This window comes from Bartonella tribocorum CIP 105476, from assembly GCF_000196435.1.
Lineage (GTDB): Bacteria > Pseudomonadota > Alphaproteobacteria > Rhizobiales > Rhizobiaceae > Bartonella > Bartonella tribocorum.
The window spans coordinates 2,423,364-2,441,047 of record NC_010161.1; the positions used below are offsets into that span (position 1 = coordinate 2,423,364).

A 17,684-nucleotide genomic window follows, 5' to 3' on the forward strand; every position below is an offset into this window, starting at 1 on the left:
ACACTAGGAAAGAAACTCCACACAAAAAACATCGCATTCTACAAACAACAATGCGTATAATATTCACGATAATACGAATTATATTTTCTATCATACGAAAAATATTCATCGTAACATTCAACATATTGATTTTTTTCATCTTTCTTTTTCTTTTGTTCATTCGCGGACCGGTTCTTTTCCTATTAAACTTTTTCGCAGTAGCTTCAGCTGTATCGTTATTTTTTCTCATTTGGGGAAGCATGCTAGGAGGAGAAATATCAGCAAAGACACCCCAATAATAATCATTGGCATAGTTATTTTTCTTTTCGGCAGCCTATCTGCTAGTTGGTTTTATGATGCTCTCTTACTCCGTCTTGCTCCTGCTAAATATGAGATTATGCTTTTTGATTAAATAGAGCTCTCCTCATTCACACATCATTTAAAATGAGAAGCTTTCCGCCTCTTAATTTTTTTGCCCCCCTCCCCAAAATCATGAGATCAAACCTGCATCTTACGAAGTTGATTCTTAAGAACCTCCCCCTCTATGGAGCACCCCGATAGCATCGTTGTCGCAGAAACTAAAATGGCTTGTTTTATCCTCCAACCCCAAAACGAGATAAAGCAGCAAAAAGTGATGTCTTAAACCAATATTCTAAAGAAAGCTAAGTGGACTCATATGAAGGAACGAAAAATGGCTGTATCTTAAGTGACGTTTTAAAACTTGAGTGCAATCATACTTTGTTTGCATCAAGCTTCAACACCTGCAATTCGCACTGATCCTTTACAAAACCAAAAGTGAAAATCTTTATAACGTCTTTTCCAAAAATCTTAAACCGCTCAACGAACTCAATAACAAATAAGCCAAATTTCGCAATCGTATTTTTACCATCAGGCAATGCATTGATTAATAAAAATAAGAGTTTTTCATCTTAAAATAAGAATCTCAGATATTGTAAGTTCTCTCATTTTAAATCTATGTCTATTGAAACAACCAATATCACTTGCCTACAACGTCACAAACGGAGCTGACATGTGAATAAAAAACCATAAAGAAAAAACGAGAAATGCCCCTTATGAAGAGTTTTAAATCTACACCATTCTGATACAAAAGACTGCAATATTGGGGAGCGATGTATGATGGTTCCAGTTAGCACTCGGGTCAAGCGAAAAGATGGTGGTATTCTATAAAATTTCATGAGTCTAATGGCATGTTTCACTGAACAAATGAAGCATTTTATAGGAGAGAGCAGCGGATAATCAAACTTTTTCCTGATCATATTTCGCTTCAAAAACGCTCTATCATAACAACAAACATGTCTTAAATTGATGAGCACTTAATCACGCGAAAGTGCAACAACCGGATCAAGCCGTGAAGCTTGTCGCGCTGGCGAAAAGCCAAAACATATCCCGATGAGGGTAGAAAAAGTAAGAGATAGGAGGATTGAATCAAGTGTATAAACGAGGTGGATAGGCGCCTTAAAGAGTAAAAATAACCCCCCAATAGAAAATCCAAAGAGGATTCCTAAACCGCCCCCAATCATACATACTAAAATTGCTTCAATAAGAAATTGCTGCAAAATATCACTCTGACGCGCCCCAACAGCCATACGCACTCCAATTTCATTAATCCGCTCAGAAACCGTAACCAACATAATATTCATCACCCCAATCCCCCCTACAATGAGTGAAATAGCTGCAATTGAAGACACTAAAAGCGTTAAAATATGTGTGCTCTCCATAATACGTTCACGGAAAAATTCAGAATTTCGAATGAAAAAATCTTCCCCACCATGGCGCATAATCAGAAAACGTTTCACCATTTTCTCCGCTAAATTTGAATCAATATGATCAGCAATCTTCACGGTAATGGCACGAACCTGCGTTGTTCCAAGAAAACGCGTTTGCACAGTTGTATAGGGCAAATAAATCTGCAACGTATTTGAGTTACCTCCATTATTTTGCGGATCTACCACCCCAATGATACGTGCAGGAACATTGCCCAGATGAACAATTTTTCCTATTGGACTCCCATGACTATGAGGGAAAAGCACCGCAAGCGCTTCTTTTTCAATGACGAGATCAACAGCGCGCTCACGCACACTTTTTTGATCAAACAACTGCCCCTGAACAGCCTTGAGTCCTTGTGTTTGGAAAAATTGTTCTCCCACTCCAGTAATCATAGCATTAACTTCAACGGAACCAAAACGAACCGTAGAATTTGCTGAAATCTGAGGTGTTACACCAGCAACATAGGGCAGATCAGAAAGAGCTTCCGCATCTGCTTCCACCAAACTCGTTATCTTCTCTGCTTGTGGATCAGAAAAACTTTTCCCAGGGAAAATTGTCAAGGTATTGGAACCTAAGCTTTTAAAATTTTCTAGTATTTTTTCCCGCGTCCCATTCCCCAAAGCCACCATGGCAATAATCGCCCCAATACCGATAATCACCCCAAGCATTGTTAAAAAAGTCCGCATCCGGTGTGCATTCATAGCCAACAAAGCCATGATAAATGCTTCACGAAAACGTTCAACAAAAGAACGAAAAAAACCCAGTGTTTTTTGATCTTTCAGATTTCGTTTCTCCTGAAGAGGTTGAACACTCGTTTTTGTTTTTTTACCTTTTGAAAGCTTATCAGAAATAATTTCCCCATCACTGATTTCGATAATACGATCTGCTCTTTTAGCCACCTGCATATCATGCGTTACAATAATAATGGTGCGCCCTTCTTGATGAAGCTCATCCAAAATACGCAAAACTTCTTGACCACTGTGTTTATCTAAAGCACCGGTTGGCTCATCGGCAAGAATAACCTCCGCATTATTCATCAATGCTCGTGCAATAGACACCCGTTGTTGCTGTCCTCCTGAAAGCTGATTAGGACGATGATTGATTCTCTTTCCCATGCCTAAGCGTGTTAAAAGTTCTTCTGCACGTTTTTTTCTCATATCTGGTGCACAGCCAGCATAAATAGCTGGAATTTCAACATTGCCAAGTGCCGTTAATTCATTCAACAAGTGATAGCGCTGAAAAATAAAGCCAAAATGATTGCGCCGCAAAGCGGATAATTCATCAGCAGAAAGAGAAGCTATTTCTTTTCCAGAAATCCAATAACGACCAGAACTTGGTCGATCAAGACACCCCAAAATATTCATCAATGTGGACTTTCCAGAACCAGAAGCCCCCATAATTGCCACCATTTCACCACGCTTAATGGTCAGATTGATACCCTTCAAGACAGTAACGAATGTTTCACCCGCAGGGAATTTGCGCACAATATTTTCCAAAACGAAAACAGCATCTGCTTTTTCTGCTTTCATGATTTAATTCTCATCTTCACTGTGTTCATCAGGGATTTCTGGCATCACACCATCGCGCGAACCAGTAATAACCACATCCCCCTCATCAAGCCCTGAAGCAATTTCTGCCATCACTTTGTTATTAAGCCCTACAGTCACTTGTTTTGCCACTGCTTTATTTTCCCCGACCAACACTGAAACCCATGCTTTTCCTTCTTTTGTTTCATCACGCAAAGCATCACTTGGCACCAGCAAAACGTTCTGAGCACGTCCTAAAATAATATGCACTTGAGCAGTCATATACGTTCGCAAAAAGTTGTCTTTATTATCAACATGCACAATTCCATTATAATAAATTGCCGACGATATGAGAGAGCTAGACCCTCCTGCCCCAGGATTAATACTCACATCAGCACGAATGGATTCAGGAGCGGGATCAACCCTTTCTAAGGTCCCCTCATAACGACGATTTGAATTACCCAATACCGTAAAATAAAGAGGTTGTCCGGCGCGAACTTTAAGAATATCAGCTTCCGAAATTTGTGCTTTGACTGTCATCTTTGACAAATCGCCTAAAATAACAATTGTAGGCGCCGACTGAACAGCATTAACATTCTGTCCTTCTTCAACAACCGTTGCTAAAACGGTTCCCGCTGAAGGAGCGGTTATCCGCGTATAACCGAGATTAACCTCTGCACTCTCCACATCAATTTGAGCTTGTACAATTTGCTGGCGCAGTTGAGCAATTTGCGCTTCACGTATTTTCACTTGTGTCGCGGCATCATCAAGATTAGCTTTTGAAATTGCACGCGATTCAATCATTTTTTTCTGCCGTTCTAAATTTTTCTGTGCAAGGGAAAGATAAGCTTCTTGTTCCACTAAATTCGCATAATAATGCGATAATGCTGCTTTTTTTCTTTTCAGATCATTTTCTTGATCTGTAGGATCAATTTCTGCCAACAGATCCCCTTCTTTAACAACACTGCCCGGAAAAACGCGCATGGAAATCACCCGCCCCGTAGTGCGCGCACCAACCGCCACCAACCGATAAGGACGCACAAGCCCTGAAGCCAAAACACTTTCCTCGATATCACCACGCTTCACCACAGCTGTCATATACACTGGTGTAGATGTTCCAAAAAAAACAGAGCGCAACCACAACAAAATGATAATAATGAAGAGAGCAATAAGAAAGAATGAAAGTTTTTTGCGTTTTGTAATGAAATTTTTGATGAAATTTTTTTTCATTGCCTTACCTTTGCAAGCGAATGGGGAACACCATCAACAACTTCCGAACGTGATACATCAACGATACCATCCCACCCCCCCCCCAATGCCTTCATCAGAGCAATATATTGGGTAGCTAAAGCAATACGACTATCTTTAAGTGCCATTTGCGCAGAATAATAGGAACGATCAGCATTTAATAATTCAAGAAAACTGGTATTGCCATTTTCAAAAAGACTTCGTGAAAGTTGTAAAGAATGCAGAAAAGCTTTATTTGCAACGACAAGCTTTTCAAGGCGCTGATGTTCTTTTGTTAATCTCACGAGCGCATTTTCGACATCTTCTAAAGCCCCCAATACAGCCGCCCGATAAGTAATGAAAGCCTGATCACGCTGTGCCCGTGCCATCGCAACAGAGGCAACAATCTGTCCTCCATTAAAGAAAGGGAAACGAAGATTTGGGCCAAAAGACCAACCAATCGTTGAACTTTTCCATAACTGGTCCATTGCTGTTGCTGCTGTTGAAATATTCCCCGTTAATGTAAGCGAGGGATAACGTTCTGCCTCACGTTGACCAATGCGCGCTGTTGCTTGTGCATATTGACGCTCTGCCCGTCGCAAATCAGGACGAGTCAACAAAATATCTGCCGGAATTCCTGCTGGTATTGGCCATTGTGGTTGTGGAATTTTTACGTGTTTGGCATTTTTTTGTAAAAGATCCTTCAAAGCTGTAGGGACATGACCGGTTAAGACAGAAAGGCGATGCATACTCATAGCCACATTTGCTTCCATCTGGGAGATATCGGCTTCTGTATTAGCCATCTGCGCTTTTGCATTTGAAACATCAAGCTCTGAAATATCACCTGCTGTTAACTTGGTCTGCATCAATTCATATGTTTTGCGTTGTGTCGCAGCAATTTGCCGCACAATCAATAGTTTTTGTTGCCAACCGCGCATTTGAACATAATTTGTTGCCACCTCTCCTAACAATATGACCATCGTCGCACGCATATCTTCCACCGCCGCTTCAAGACCATACTGTGCGGCTTCAACGCCTCGCTTATGCCCTCCAAAAAAATCAAGCTCCCAACTTGCATCAAGTCCACTACGATATTGGTTCAATGCATCAGATTGTTTAGATCCGCTACGGGTTCCTGAAATTGTATTTGACGCATTTGGCAACAAAGATCCCACCACTTGCCCTAAGCTCGCACGCGCCTCACGAATCCGCGCTTTGGCAACCGCAACATCATTATTTCCAGAAACTGCCTCATCCATTAACGTATTTAAAACCGGATCATTTAAAGACCGCCACCATCCTGCAAGAGCAATTGAATGCCCAGATATCTGTGCAGACTGCTGTCCCCATCGCGCTGGAACAGAAAAAGATGTTTTATGATAATTCGGACCAACCATACATCCGGACAAAAGAAAACACAGCATAACACTAGAAAGTAATCTACTAGAAGTTCCCCTTTTGAGATTTCTGATATGCATCTAGTCTCCCGCATTTTTTCAGAATCATTATTGAATATTAATACTTTATTTACCAATTATTTCAAAATGAACATGAAAAATTAAATACAGTTTGCACAGGAATATGATCTGAAGGACGTTCCCACCCGCGCGCATCACGAAAAGTTGAAAGATCCACCAAAAAAGACGCTAAATCTGGAGAGGACCAAACATGATCAAGCCGCCGCCCATAATCTGTAAGAGCCCAATCGCGAGCACGATAACTCCACCATGTGTAAAGTTTAGTAGGAACAGGGATATGCAACCGCATAAGATCAATCCATCCGCCCTGACAACACAAACCCTGTAAACGCTCAGTTTCAATGGGTGTATGGCTTACAACCTTCAACAATTGCTGATGAGACCAAACATCTTCTGCTAAAGGAGCAATATTCAAATCACCCAGCAAAAGAGAAGATATCCCCTTTTCCTGATCCGCGCGGATAAAAGACATTTCTTCTAAAAAATCAAGCTTATGGCGAAATTTTTCATTCACCTCAGCGTCAGGAATATCGCCTCCAGCAGGAACATAAAAATTATGAATCCGCAAACTTCTCCCGTGGATTTCCACAATCACTGAGATATAGCGACAATCTTGGTTTTGACAAAAGAAACGCTTGTTCACCTTTTTAAAAGGCAAACGAGAAACAATCGCCACCCCATTATACGATTTTTGTCCACTCAATGCGATATGTTTATATCCAGCTGCTTCAAAAGCCTCCACTGGAAACAAAGCATCCGGACATTTTGTTTCCTGTAGACACAAAACATCGGCGGGAAAGAGTTCCAAATACCGAAAAACCTGTGCAAGGCGCAAACGAATAGAGTTAATATTCCAAGTTGCAATACGAAAGAACATCTGTTTCAATCCCAATGACGTAATACTATTGCTTTATTTCTTCGAAGGAAGTGTAAACATGCCCTGAACAAAACGAACGCCTGTTCGCACATTCATAATCTGCACAGTTGTTTCCAAGTTTTGTTGGTCAACAATTGTCCATTGCCGCAAAGCAAAGCTTTTAGAATCAAACACCATTCTTATTTGCCCTGCCCCAATCGTTTTATCACGCAGAACAATCGTTACAGCCCCTGGATCTTCGCGAAACGCCAACAAACGCCCAGAAGATAGATCAATTTTATCATCCAACAAAAACTTCATTGGCGTTTGCGAAAGTTGTGAAAAGTTCCAAGTATTTAAAGCCCGATTGTTAATGCCCACAAATTGACCATCTGCAATGATTTGTAAGGGCATTTTCTTGTAAATAAAGCGAATTTTTCCTGGACGCTCAAGATAAAATGTTCCTTGAGACATTTTTCCCTTTGGACTAAATTGAATAAAGTCGCCTGTCATTGTTTTGATTGCCGCAAAGTGATTGGCAATATTCTGCGCCTTTGCCACCTTATTAGAGGATTGCGAAAAAGCAGGAAAAGTTAAACAGCAAAAGACAAGAATCCCCACAAGCCCAAAGACTCTTCTTTGCGGTAAGAAAGATGTTTTCATAAAAAAATGCTCCCAAACAATATTTAATTGACTTTATCATTTACAATTAAGCCACCCATGGTGAATAAATACCCTGCTTTATAAGATAAAGATATTGTTTGAAAAAACTATCAAAAGATTTTTAGAAGTATTCTTCTTCGACAGAAACTAAAATTGCTCGTTTCCCCATATGATTTGCTGGATATAGCTTGTCGTTGGGTTTTACATAATTTGCCAACATGTTTTGCAGCAATTTATTTTTTCAAAGTTTTTTTAAGGGCCCTCAAAAGATTTTCAAAGACCTTTCAAAGCCTTTTCTCATTTTTACCCCCAAATTCTGATTTTTACAGTTTTTCGCTCTTTTTGGCAATTTTAACTGTCAAAATTCATTTTGATAAAACGCGCACTTCGCACATTTTCATTTCTCTCATTTTGCATTTAATGCTAAATTTTATATGTAAAAACAATAAATTACTACCTATTCTTACTGACTACAAACCTCATGTCCAACAACACTGAACTAATTATACCTTCTTCAATCCTCTTCTCAATCGATGTCGCAACATGACTATATTCAATGCTTAAACGGCGCTGAATATAAACAAGTTGAAACTTTACCATCACGCAGCACTACTGCAACAGCTTGGCTATAGCAACCATTCGTTGAAGAAGAAACAAAAGAAACATCCTTCTTTATTTCTTGCGATCCCTTACGGTATTGTTTCCAAGCCAGCACCATCACATAGTTTGCCAGCCTTAGAATGTTGCGACAACCTTTGGCACTTGAGAGCGTTCATAAGAGCCATTTTTAGTTCTTTCATAATCGTTTTTTATCCACACGGGCTCTCTCTGCTTGTAACGTGCAAGCAAATGGTTTTTGTTGATTCAAGATAAACAGATTTGAAATGAGAGAATCTTACGATATGTAGGTTTCTTATTCAAAATGAGTAATGCAATATTTTATTATAAATCAATGCTTATCCAAATAATCGATTTTCTTTTGAGTTTTCGAAAGCATCCCAATTTTTAAAGCTTTCCACTGATTGGCTAAACGCATAATCTCTTCTTTTCCCTCTCTAATCTTTGAAAAACTATGGATTATAATCAATACACGGACAGAGTTAAGTCCTCAATACAGTATTCGCGAACTTGAAGACTCTTCAATGAAAAAATTTAATAGAAAAAATGCTTTTTTGACTTCCTCCCCACCCAAAAGAATAAAAATTCTCAGCCAATCTCTTCTGTAAACAATTTAAATTTTAGCAAGTTTTACTTGGTGTCCCACCCCATATAATTCACTTAACTAAGGGCGCGACAGACTAGCCCTTTCTAAAGGCGTAAAGGTGAAAACCATTTACCATCTTTCCCCTCTCCTTTTAATTCAGCTTTACGGCTTTCAAAAGTATCTAAAGTAATATCTTTGAAATAATGGAGATTGCTTATAGCCTCACGCTTTTGTTTATCGCGTTCTTTAATCGGTTCACACCCCTTCCGTAAAACAGAATGCCATCCAGTTACACACTCACGGACTTATTTTAAAGAAACATCTCTTAAAATACCCAAACATATCTCGACAAGGCATTGATTTATAATGATAATCTAGCGTTGTTCATATTGCATAAGAGTCCCGAATAACCTAAGATTGTCTCATTTTAAATCTGTTTATGTTGCATCAATAAAAATCACTTATTTGCACGTCACAAGCGGGATGAGTGTGTGGATAAAATTTGTATAAGAAAGGACTAAAAATGGCTCTTATGAACGCTCTCAAATGCAAGATCTGTCGCAATATTGGGAGCTGGCAAATAGTGTGATGGTGCCGGCTTGTTACTTCATAAGCGTAAAGATGGAGGTGCTCAATGGATTTTACGCTATACCCTTCACGGACGCCGTCGCGAAATGGGATTGGGAGCGTTGCGAGATGTCTCTTTAAAACAAGCCCGTGAATTGGCAACTGGGTGGCGTTCTGTTTTACATGAGGGTCGTGACCCCATTAAAGAACGCAACAAACAAAAGCGTGAGGCTATAAGCAATCTTCATTACTTAAAAGATATTGCCGTAGATGCTTTTGAAAGCCGTAAAGCTGAATTAAAAGATGATGGTAAGGCTTGTGATTGGTTTTCACCTTTACGTCTTTATATTCTCCCTAAATTAGGCTGTTTACCCGTTTCAGAGATTACTCAAACAGAGATACGCAACACGCTTGCCCCCATTTGGCATACAAAAGCTGCAACAGCAGAGAAAGCATTGATACGTCTTAATCTTTGTCTTAAACATGCGGCTGCATTAGGATTGGATGTTGATTTACAAGCAACAGAAAAAGCACGCGCGCTCTTAGGCAAACAACGCCATAAAACGCAAAATTTTCCAGCTATGGATTGGAGAAAGTTTCCGGCTTTTTATAAAACACTTTGCGAAACAACAACAATGACGCAACTGGCTTTACGTTAGCTTATTCAAAACGGTGCCCGTGAATGGTATAAAATCCATTGAGCGCGCCCATCTTTACGTTTGTAAAAAAATAAGCCGGCACCATCACACACTTTGCCAACCTTAGAATGCTACGACAACCCTTAGCACTTGAGAGTGTTCATAAGAGCCATTTTTATTCCTTTCTTATACAAATTTGATTCTACACGATCATCCCGCTTGTGACGTGCAAGCGAATAGTTTTGATTGTTTCAACATAAACAGGTTTGGAATGAGAGAATCTTACATTATTCGCGCCTATCATTCACCATACAAAACAGTGAATTATCATTATAAATCAATGTGTTGTATAAAAGCAGATTAGCACGTCACATGACGCAACTGATTTTGCCGTAAGATTGAACGACGAAAACAGCAAAAAACTTAAATATCAAGCCTTGCATACCTTCTGTCCCCCCCATAATACCATTTTAATAAATATTGATTTATAATGATAAATTATCATTTTTTTAACTGAAATCATAGCACCGAATACAGTAAGATTCTCTCATCACATACGCTCTCATATTGAATCAATTCAATTTATTTTCTTGCACGTTACAAGCAGAGAGAGCCCGTGTGGATAAAAAACGATTATGAAAAAACTAAAAATAGCTCTTGTGAATCGCCTCAAGTAACAAAGGGATATCGCAAAATTGAAAAAGCTTGTGTATGATGATGCGAACTTTCTACGGTGCAATAGAATAAACGCCTGTTTTATAAAATGTAATTATAAAGATTTTTCAAAAGCGTTCTTCTTCGGCAGGGACTAAAATTTCTCGTTTTCCTGCATGATTTGCTGGACTAATAATACCTTCTTCTTCCATCCTCTCAATCAATGTTGCAGCACGGTTATAACCAATCCCTAACCGGCGTTGAATATAAGAGGTTGAAGCCTTACGATCACGAAGAACAATAGCAACAGCTTGGCTATAGGGATCATCCGCTGAAGGAGAAGCTGAAGAAACATCAGCACCATCTTCTTCTACTTCTTGGGTAATGGTTTCCAAATAATCAGGTCGTGCTTGCGCTTTGAGATGTGCAACGACCTGCTCCACTTCATCATCCGCAACAAAAGGTCCATGCACACGCTGAATACGTCCTCCTCCCATCATAAAGAGCATATCTCCTTGTCCCAATAATTGCTCTGCTCCCTGTTCGCCCAGAATTGTTCGGCTATCAATTTTTGAACTGACGGAAAAAGAAATGCGTGTAGGAAAATTGGCTTTAATCGTTCCAGTAATAACATCAACAGAAGGACGCTGTGTCGCCATAATCACATGGATACCGGCAGCACGTGCCATTTGTGCTAAACGTTGAACCGCGCCTTCAATATCTTTACCAGCGACCATCATCAAATCAGCCATTTCATCAATAATGACAACGATATAGGGCATAGGACTAAAATCAAGTGTTTCCGTCTCATAAAGAGGCTCGCCAGTATCATGATCAAAGCCCACTTGAATTGTACGCACCATTGTTTCTCCTTGACCTTTTGACTCCTTGAGACGTGCATTAAATCCATCGATATTGCGAACGCCAAGTTTTGACATTTTACTGTAGCGCTCTTCCATTTCACGAACAGCCCATTTAAGTGCAGTCACTGCTTTTTTAGGATCTGTCACCACGGGTGTTAACAAATGGGGAATGCCATCATAAACCGAAAGTTCAAGCATTTTCGGATCTACCATAATGAGACGACATTGTTCAGGCGTCATACGATAAAGCAATGATAAAATCATTGTATTAATAGCAACAGACTTTCCTGATCCTGTTGTACCAGCAACCAAAAGATGCGGCATTTTTGCTAAATCCGCAATAACAGCTTCTCCCCCGATTGTCTTGCCCAAAGCAAGCCCTAACTTTGCTTTGCTTTCAACAAATTCCTGCGCTTGCACAATTTCTCTTAAATAAACCATCTCACGCTTTGCATTAGGCAATTCTATTCCAATCACATTGCGCCCTGGAACCACAGCAACACGCGCAGAAATCGCACGCATCGAGCGCGCAATATCATCTGCCAGACTAATGATACGAGAAGACTTAATGCCAGCAGCCGGTTCAAATTCATATAAAGTGACCACGGGTCCAGGACAAGCATCGATAATTTTTCCTTTGACCCCAAAATCTAACAAAACCCCTTCAAGTTCCTGAGAATTTGCTTTTAAAGCAGCAGGAGAAAGTTTTGCATCCCGAACCGCGGGTGGTGGAACCGATAGGTAATCCAAAAGTGGAAGAACAAAACCACCATTTGCAGAAACTGTTAAAGACTTTCGACTTTTAACAGAAGAAGAAGCATGGACTTTATTTTGATTTTCCTCACACTTTTCTTTTTCATCCAAAAACGTTGGTTCAATCCGATCAAATGACTTGCCTTTCTCCTTACTCTGAGAATGCCTTTTAAAACAGAAAAAACGAAAAAAACGCGCTTGTAAAAAATAAAAAAGATGTAAAAGAGCACCAAAAGTTGTCGCAAAAAAACCATACTTCTCACGATCATCCTCAGCAGCATATTCCACATCTTCTTCTATCTCAAAAGCTGGATCAACGATTTCGTTTTTTGGAATGCTTTTTTCTTTTCTTTTCTTTCTTCTACGCCGCCATATTACATTGCCCGAAAAAGCAGCAATGAAAAAACCTAAAAGGATAAAAACAACACCGAAGAGAACCGTATAAAATGGAGAAAGAAAAAGAGGAAAAATTGAAGAAGCAACACTTAAAACTTTATCTCCTAAAACCCCTCCCAAACCCATGGGCAATGGCCAATAAGTAAAAGAAGCAACAGGCGTCATAAGGGCAAAAGCCATTAAAAAACAAACTGTTGATACCCCCCACAAAAAAAAGCGCAAAGTCAAATTGTAGATATTCTTTTGTGCCAACAAGAGAAAAGACCAAAATAATGGCGGCAACAAAACAGCAAGACTTGCTAAGCCAAAAAACTGCATCATAAAATCTGAAAAAATTGCCCCCAACCACCCCATAAGGTTTGTAACCTCATTTGTACTTGCATGGGTTAAAGAGGGATCAGCAACATTCCACGTCGCCAAAGCAAACACACAAAAAAGAATAAAGCCCAAAAGCCCAAGCCCAATAAACACACCAATCTGCCGTAAAAACATCTCAACAAGCCGAAAACCTTGAGAATCTTGCGCTTCCAACGAATCATAAGGAGAAGAACTTCGGTGCATCCATCAATTCCAAATACAAAGCTTTCACATTTAAAGAGCTATAACTTCCTTACCTCCCCCCAAAAGGATGAAGCTTACACTCAGCGCCGATCTATAAACAGTCATCTGTCAAAAATCCAACTTCTTAATCTAACACGTTCTCCCTTCTTCCCACTTCATATCATTCATATAATACCACCATTCTCAGGAACAATTCTTCATAAAACACGAAAAAAATCCCACCTTAAAAATATTTATCACACGCGCAATCAAAAAACACCTCATGTATAAAATTTAACATGGGTTGTAAAGTTTATGACAGCCCCTATCACTCTCCTAAACAGAAGGTTACGCTGCACCATGGTAATAATAAATTATTAATACCGTTTTAACCATCACGAATGAACATAATTTTTTTATCTTCACCCTCAATGTACCCCTTCAAGACAAGCATATTAAAGGATATTCATACAAATTAAAAAATACACTCCCATCTTTATCTAATTTTAGTTTTCTTTTCTATCAACCAAGTGTAAAAAGAGTTAAAGAAGATATTCAAAAAGGGCAGATCTGATAAATCTGTAAAGTGAGTCACACAAGGAAAGAAAAAGAGCTCTAAAACACTCATCTGTCATCAGATTGACACCCAAAAGACATCTTATTCAAAAAAAAGTCTTGTCTTTGTCAAGCGGGGAGAAAATTAAAATATTGAAGATAATTTTAAAGAACAATATCTTTTAATTCTAAACAATGGAAAAAGCCTCGTAAATAATGGAAGAAGCCCCGTAAATAATGGAAGAAGCATTGTGTATTCTGATCACCATAAAGATGTAAAACCCAATAAAAAAATAAAATCTCATAAAATCAAGCAGTGTGACCTTCTCATTGCAGGGGGAGCGGCTGTCGGTTTAACACTCGCAATAGCACTCAAGCAAACAGCCCCTAATCTGAAAATAAATATCGTTGATGCTGCTCCACAAGGAGATATTCCTGCTTCTAATATACGAACAATCGCCCTTGCTGCTGCTGCTGTTCGTATGTTAAAACAATTGCAATGTTGGGAACCTATACAACCCTATGCACAACCCATTCACTCTATGATCATCACAGATACAAGCATAAGTGATCCTGTCAAACCAACTCTTTTAACCTTTGAAGGCGACATTACCCCCGGTGAACCCTTTGCAACTATGGTAGAACATAGAGAACTCATCAACACTTTAAAAAAACGTGTCAAAGATCTTGATATCCCTGTTATGGCAAACACACGTGTCATTGATTTTCATCAAGACAACCAATACATAGCTACCACTTTAAATAATGAAGAGATTTGGCAAACAAAATTGCTCATTGCAGCCGACGGAGCCCATTCAAAATTACGCCAAAAAGCAGGTCTTAAAAACTTTTCTCATGCCTATAAACAAACAGCAATCATCTGCACAGTTGAACATGAAAAACCCCATCATGGTCAAGCAATTCAACATTTTTTACCCGCTGGCCCTTTCGCTCTTCTCCCTCTCAAAGGCAACCGATCCGCCATTGTATGGAATGAAGACCATAAAACTGCGCAATATTACCTTAAAGCTGATGCACTGATTTTTGAAACAGAACTCGAAAGACGCATTGGTCATCGATTAGGAAAACTCTCTTGGAATGGTGAACGTCAAGCTTTTCCCCTAAACCTTTCTTTAACACGTCAATGTATTAAACCCCGTTTTGCCCTCATTGGAGATGCTGCCCATACCATCCACCCCATTGCAGGACAAGGACTCAATTTAGGATTACGTGATAGCGCTGCTCTCGCTGAAGTGATTATTGAAACAGCACGATTAGGTCTTGACATTGGCTCCCTCACCGCTTTAGAGCGCTATCAAAGCTGGAGACGTTTTGAAATTGTCCGTATGGCTTTAAGCAATGATTGGCTTAATAAACTTTTTTCTAACGATAATCTTCTCTTACGGATGCTTCGCGATACCGGTCTTGGTATTGTCAATCAAACGCCAAAAATAAAAAAATATTTCATTCAAGAAGCTGCTGGCCTTACCCCAAATGCGCCCCGTCTCCTAAACGGCTTCCCGCTTTAAGCAAAAAATTCATCCCCTTTCACTTTTTACAACCTTTGGCTCTTTTCCTTCCCCCTAAAGAACAAAAATTCCTCTTAAATCCAGTCTGTAAACAATCCGGATTCTTATCGCGTAGCTTTCACTTGACTTCCCTCCCCGTATTTCACTGACCATAAAGCAAGCCACACAAGCCATACTTTAAGAACATTCACCACACACTGCAAAAACATATTATGCAAGAATCTGATCACACTTCAAATGAAGCTATTTCACGGCATAACAAAATACACAAGACTTTCTTTATCAGACCAACTTCAACTTACAATGAATACTTCATCGTTCTCTTGTTGAATGAGAGAGCTGAAGATCATAAAAATACCCTCATTTCCAATCTCTTTCCTTTTGAAGCCATCAACATCACCCTTTACATGCCACAAATGAGACGAGCATATAGATAAAAAATGATTGAAGATAAGGAAGCAAAGCCTTCATGATACATCCCTTGTGCTAAAGCCTATTGCAAAATATTGAAAGTTAGCAAAGTGTATAATGACGCAGACTTTTATACTTTATTATTGAAATAAACTTATTGAAATAAAAATGATGATGAAAAATGGATTTTATATTATTTATAGAGACTTTTATGTTATGCTATTCACGAGAAACGTCATAAAATAGGCTTAGTTGGATTGGAAAATGCTTTCTTTAAAAAAGCAGATAAAGTGGCAACACGAGTGCATTCCGTTGGGGTATGCTGCTTCTCAGACAAACCTATGTATATAAAAATGCCACAATTTAAAAAATATTAATATATAACAAAAATATTCTAGTACTCTATACCATCACACACAATTGTAAACTTGTGTATTGCCTCTTAACTTCCACAGCATAAAAAAAACAAATGAAAGTGAAAAATGATCCAATCTTGTATGTTCAATACGCTCTTTATTCATCAATGCCCATCAATAAATTCTAATAACCGACGCTTCAAAACGTGTCAAAAAATCCTATTAAACCCTTTACCCGCCATAGAAGATTTTCATTTTCCATACGTCCACTCATCTTAATCGTACACACGATAAATAAAACGAATACTTCACATATATAATCTTACAGAAAAAAGATCCAACAAAATCCATAACATCAGAGTCTTGTTCTACAGAACAGTATTGCCAAAATATAAGAATGTTAATTTATCCATCATATTGATTGATAAAATTATTATTTTATATATTGGGTTATAATCAAACAAAAAATTGATTTATAATGATAATTTATCGCTACTCTGAATCCTAAACCGTAAGATATCTTATTGAAAATCCTTCTCCCTTTTAAAGCAATCAAAATCATATCTCTTACTCTTCACAAACGAGAGCAGAGCCATGCGGGTAAAAACTTTTGAAGACATGACTTAAAAACCATCTAAAATACCAAGGACTGTCACAAAATTTCGGCTGGTAAATATAGCAATAGTATTGGCATGCTCCTTTGGAGGAAGCCCTGACACAATAAATTCTTCTGATTCCAACTTTTTTGTAAAGAATCAATAAAACCATTAACTTGCATAGATTAAAAAAGGCAACGTTAAGTAAAACTATAAAAAAGAATTAAAGTGCCCTCTCTCAAATGCCAAAAGCAATTATAACATTTCAAACTGGCAAAAATAATGATGATGATGCCAACTTATGACGAAAAAATTTTGTATTTAGATATATGTGTCCATACTTTCTGCCATTTTATTTGACACCTCAATAGGTTAATATATCCATTCAGTATTTTTATACAATCAAATGAGCAAAAAGATCCTATTTCTTTCATTTATATCTCTTGATATTCCCTTGCCTTATAAATATTGCACATGTGTTATGTTACTTCGAGTTCATCAAGTGTATACCCATTCTCCAACCACTCTTTAATCCACTTAGGTCTACGTCCACGCCCATTCCATAATTCCCATTGGTTATTAGGATTCCTATAATGACGCTCTTTGCTCACAAGATCAGCGATATCAATTCCATGAGTATTAGCAATCTCAAGAATTTTTCGTCGCGCATTTTGCTTTTCCTTTGCTTGCCGTTTTTTCAATTCCATATCGATTTGTATACGCATCTCTTGTAGTTCATCAAAATTCATATTTTTGAGATCATTCACCTTAATTACTCCCCTTGCAAAAAAAGAATCGTCCTTTGCCATATTTTAAACACAATTATAGACAATTTTTGTCTATTTATTATCGAAATTAAAATTACGATAAATATATCACTTTGACGGAGATGTGCTTTGGAGTACAAAAAGCTGTTTATTGGTATATCAATTACCACCACTGTACCTTTTTTCAGTTCAGTCATTAGAACTGGCAAGTACAGTGCACAAACGCCTTCACACCTCTCTGACTTTCATGAATCAGTAGTCAAAGGTAAATATAAATCACCATTCTATAAACTATGGCAATATGCAACAAAGAACAAGCCCTCTCTCTATAATGATGA

At 38.5% G+C, this 17,684-nt stretch carries 8 protein-coding genes and 2 pseudogenes; 2 read left to right on the forward strand and 8 right to left on the reverse strand.

From position 1 onward, the window contains the following. Nucleotides 1–1,313: 1,313 nt before the first annotated feature. The 6 genes and pseudogenes from BTR_RS10975 to BTR_RS13620 all read right to left on the reverse strand — a co-directional run. On the reverse strand, nt 1,314–3,296 hold the full coding sequence (locus BTR_RS10975) for a MacB family efflux pump subunit (protein ID WP_012232502.1): 1,983 nt from the start codon (nt 3,294–3,296) through the stop codon (nt 1,314–1,316). 3 nt (nt 3,297–3,299) lie between these two features. Further along, complete coding sequence (locus tag BTR_RS10980) at nt 3,300–4,523, reverse strand: efflux RND transporter periplasmic adaptor subunit (protein WP_012232503.1); 1,224 nt, start codon at nt 4,521–4,523, stop codon at nt 3,300–3,302. Then, nucleotides 4,520–5,998, reverse strand: coding sequence for an efflux transporter outer membrane subunit (locus BTR_RS10985; RefSeq protein WP_012232504.1), 1,479 nt, complete (start codon nt 5,996–5,998; stop codon nt 4,520–4,522). Before BTR_RS10985 ends, BTR_RS10980 begins: the two co-directional genes overlap by 4 nt. Nucleotides 5,999–6,059: 61 nt before the next feature. Continuing rightward, the gene (locus BTR_RS10990) at nt 6,060–6,875 is read right to left on the reverse strand and encodes an exodeoxyribonuclease III (RefSeq protein ID WP_012232505.1); all 816 of its coding nucleotides are present in this window, start codon (nt 6,873–6,875) and stop codon (nt 6,060–6,062) included. A gap of 33 nt (nt 6,876–6,908) precedes the next feature. Further along, nucleotides 6,909–7,517 (reverse strand): LolA family protein, encoded by a 609-nt coding sequence (locus tag BTR_RS10995; RefSeq protein WP_012232506.1) that lies wholly within the window; start codon nt 7,515–7,517, stop codon nt 6,909–6,911. Nucleotides 7,518–8,828: 1,311 nt separating this feature from the next. Then, nucleotides 8,829–9,068, reverse strand: a pseudogene (locus BTR_RS13620) (integrase); the annotation flags it as partial. A gap of 176 nt (nt 9,069–9,244) precedes the next feature. Here BTR_RS13620 and BTR_RS11005 point away from each other — a divergent pair. After that, nucleotides 9,245–9,944, forward strand: a pseudogene (locus tag BTR_RS11005) (tyrosine-type recombinase/integrase); the annotation flags it as partial. A 764-nt stretch (nt 9,945–10,708) separates the two neighbouring features. On the opposite strand, the gene BTR_RS11010 reads toward BTR_RS11005, so the two are convergent. Continuing rightward, a complete protein-coding gene (locus tag BTR_RS11010; RefSeq protein WP_012232508.1) occupies nt 10,709–13,153 on the reverse strand; it encodes an FtsK/SpoIIIE family DNA translocase in 2,445 nt (814 codons plus the stop codon). Nucleotides 13,154–13,938: 785 nt separating this feature from the next. Between BTR_RS11010 and BTR_RS11015 the strand changes: the two genes are divergently transcribed. Further along, nucleotides 13,939–15,216 (forward strand): ubiquinone biosynthesis hydroxylase, encoded by a 1,278-nt coding sequence (locus tag BTR_RS11015; RefSeq protein ID WP_012232509.1) that lies wholly within the window; start codon nt 13,939–13,941, stop codon nt 15,214–15,216. Nucleotides 15,217–17,058: 1,842 nt separating this feature from the next. Here the strand turns inward: BTR_RS11015 and BTR_RS11020 are convergent. Beyond that, entirely contained in the window at nt 17,059–17,346 is a 288-nt protein-coding gene (locus tag BTR_RS11020) for an H-NS histone family protein (protein WP_012232510.1), read from the reverse strand. Nucleotides 17,347–17,684 lie beyond the last annotated feature (338 nt).

Excerpts from the sequence above, each read along its gene's own strand:
- BTR_RS10985 (WP_012232504.1), bottom strand. The coding sequence starts at position 5,998 with ATGCATATCAGAAATCTCAAAAGGGGAACTTCTAGTAGATTACTTTCT.
- BTR_RS10990 (WP_012232505.1), bottom strand. The coding sequence starts at position 6,875 with ATGTTCTTTCGTATTGCAACTTGGAATATTAACTCTATTCGTTTGCGC.
- BTR_RS11010 (WP_012232508.1), bottom strand. The coding sequence starts at position 13,153 with ATGCACCGAAGTTCTTCTCCTTATGATTCGTTGGAAGCGCAAGATTCT.
- BTR_RS10980 (WP_012232503.1), bottom strand. The coding sequence starts at position 4,523 with ATGAAAAAAAATTTCATCAAAAATTTCATTACAAAACGCAAAAAACTT.
- BTR_RS10995 (WP_012232506.1), bottom strand. The coding sequence starts at position 7,517 with ATGAAAACATCTTTCTTACCGCAAAGAAGAGTCTTTGGGCTTGTGGGG.
- BTR_RS10975 (WP_012232502.1), bottom strand. The coding sequence starts at position 3,296 with ATGAAAGCAGAAAAAGCAGATGCTGTTTTCGTTTTGGAAAATATTGTG.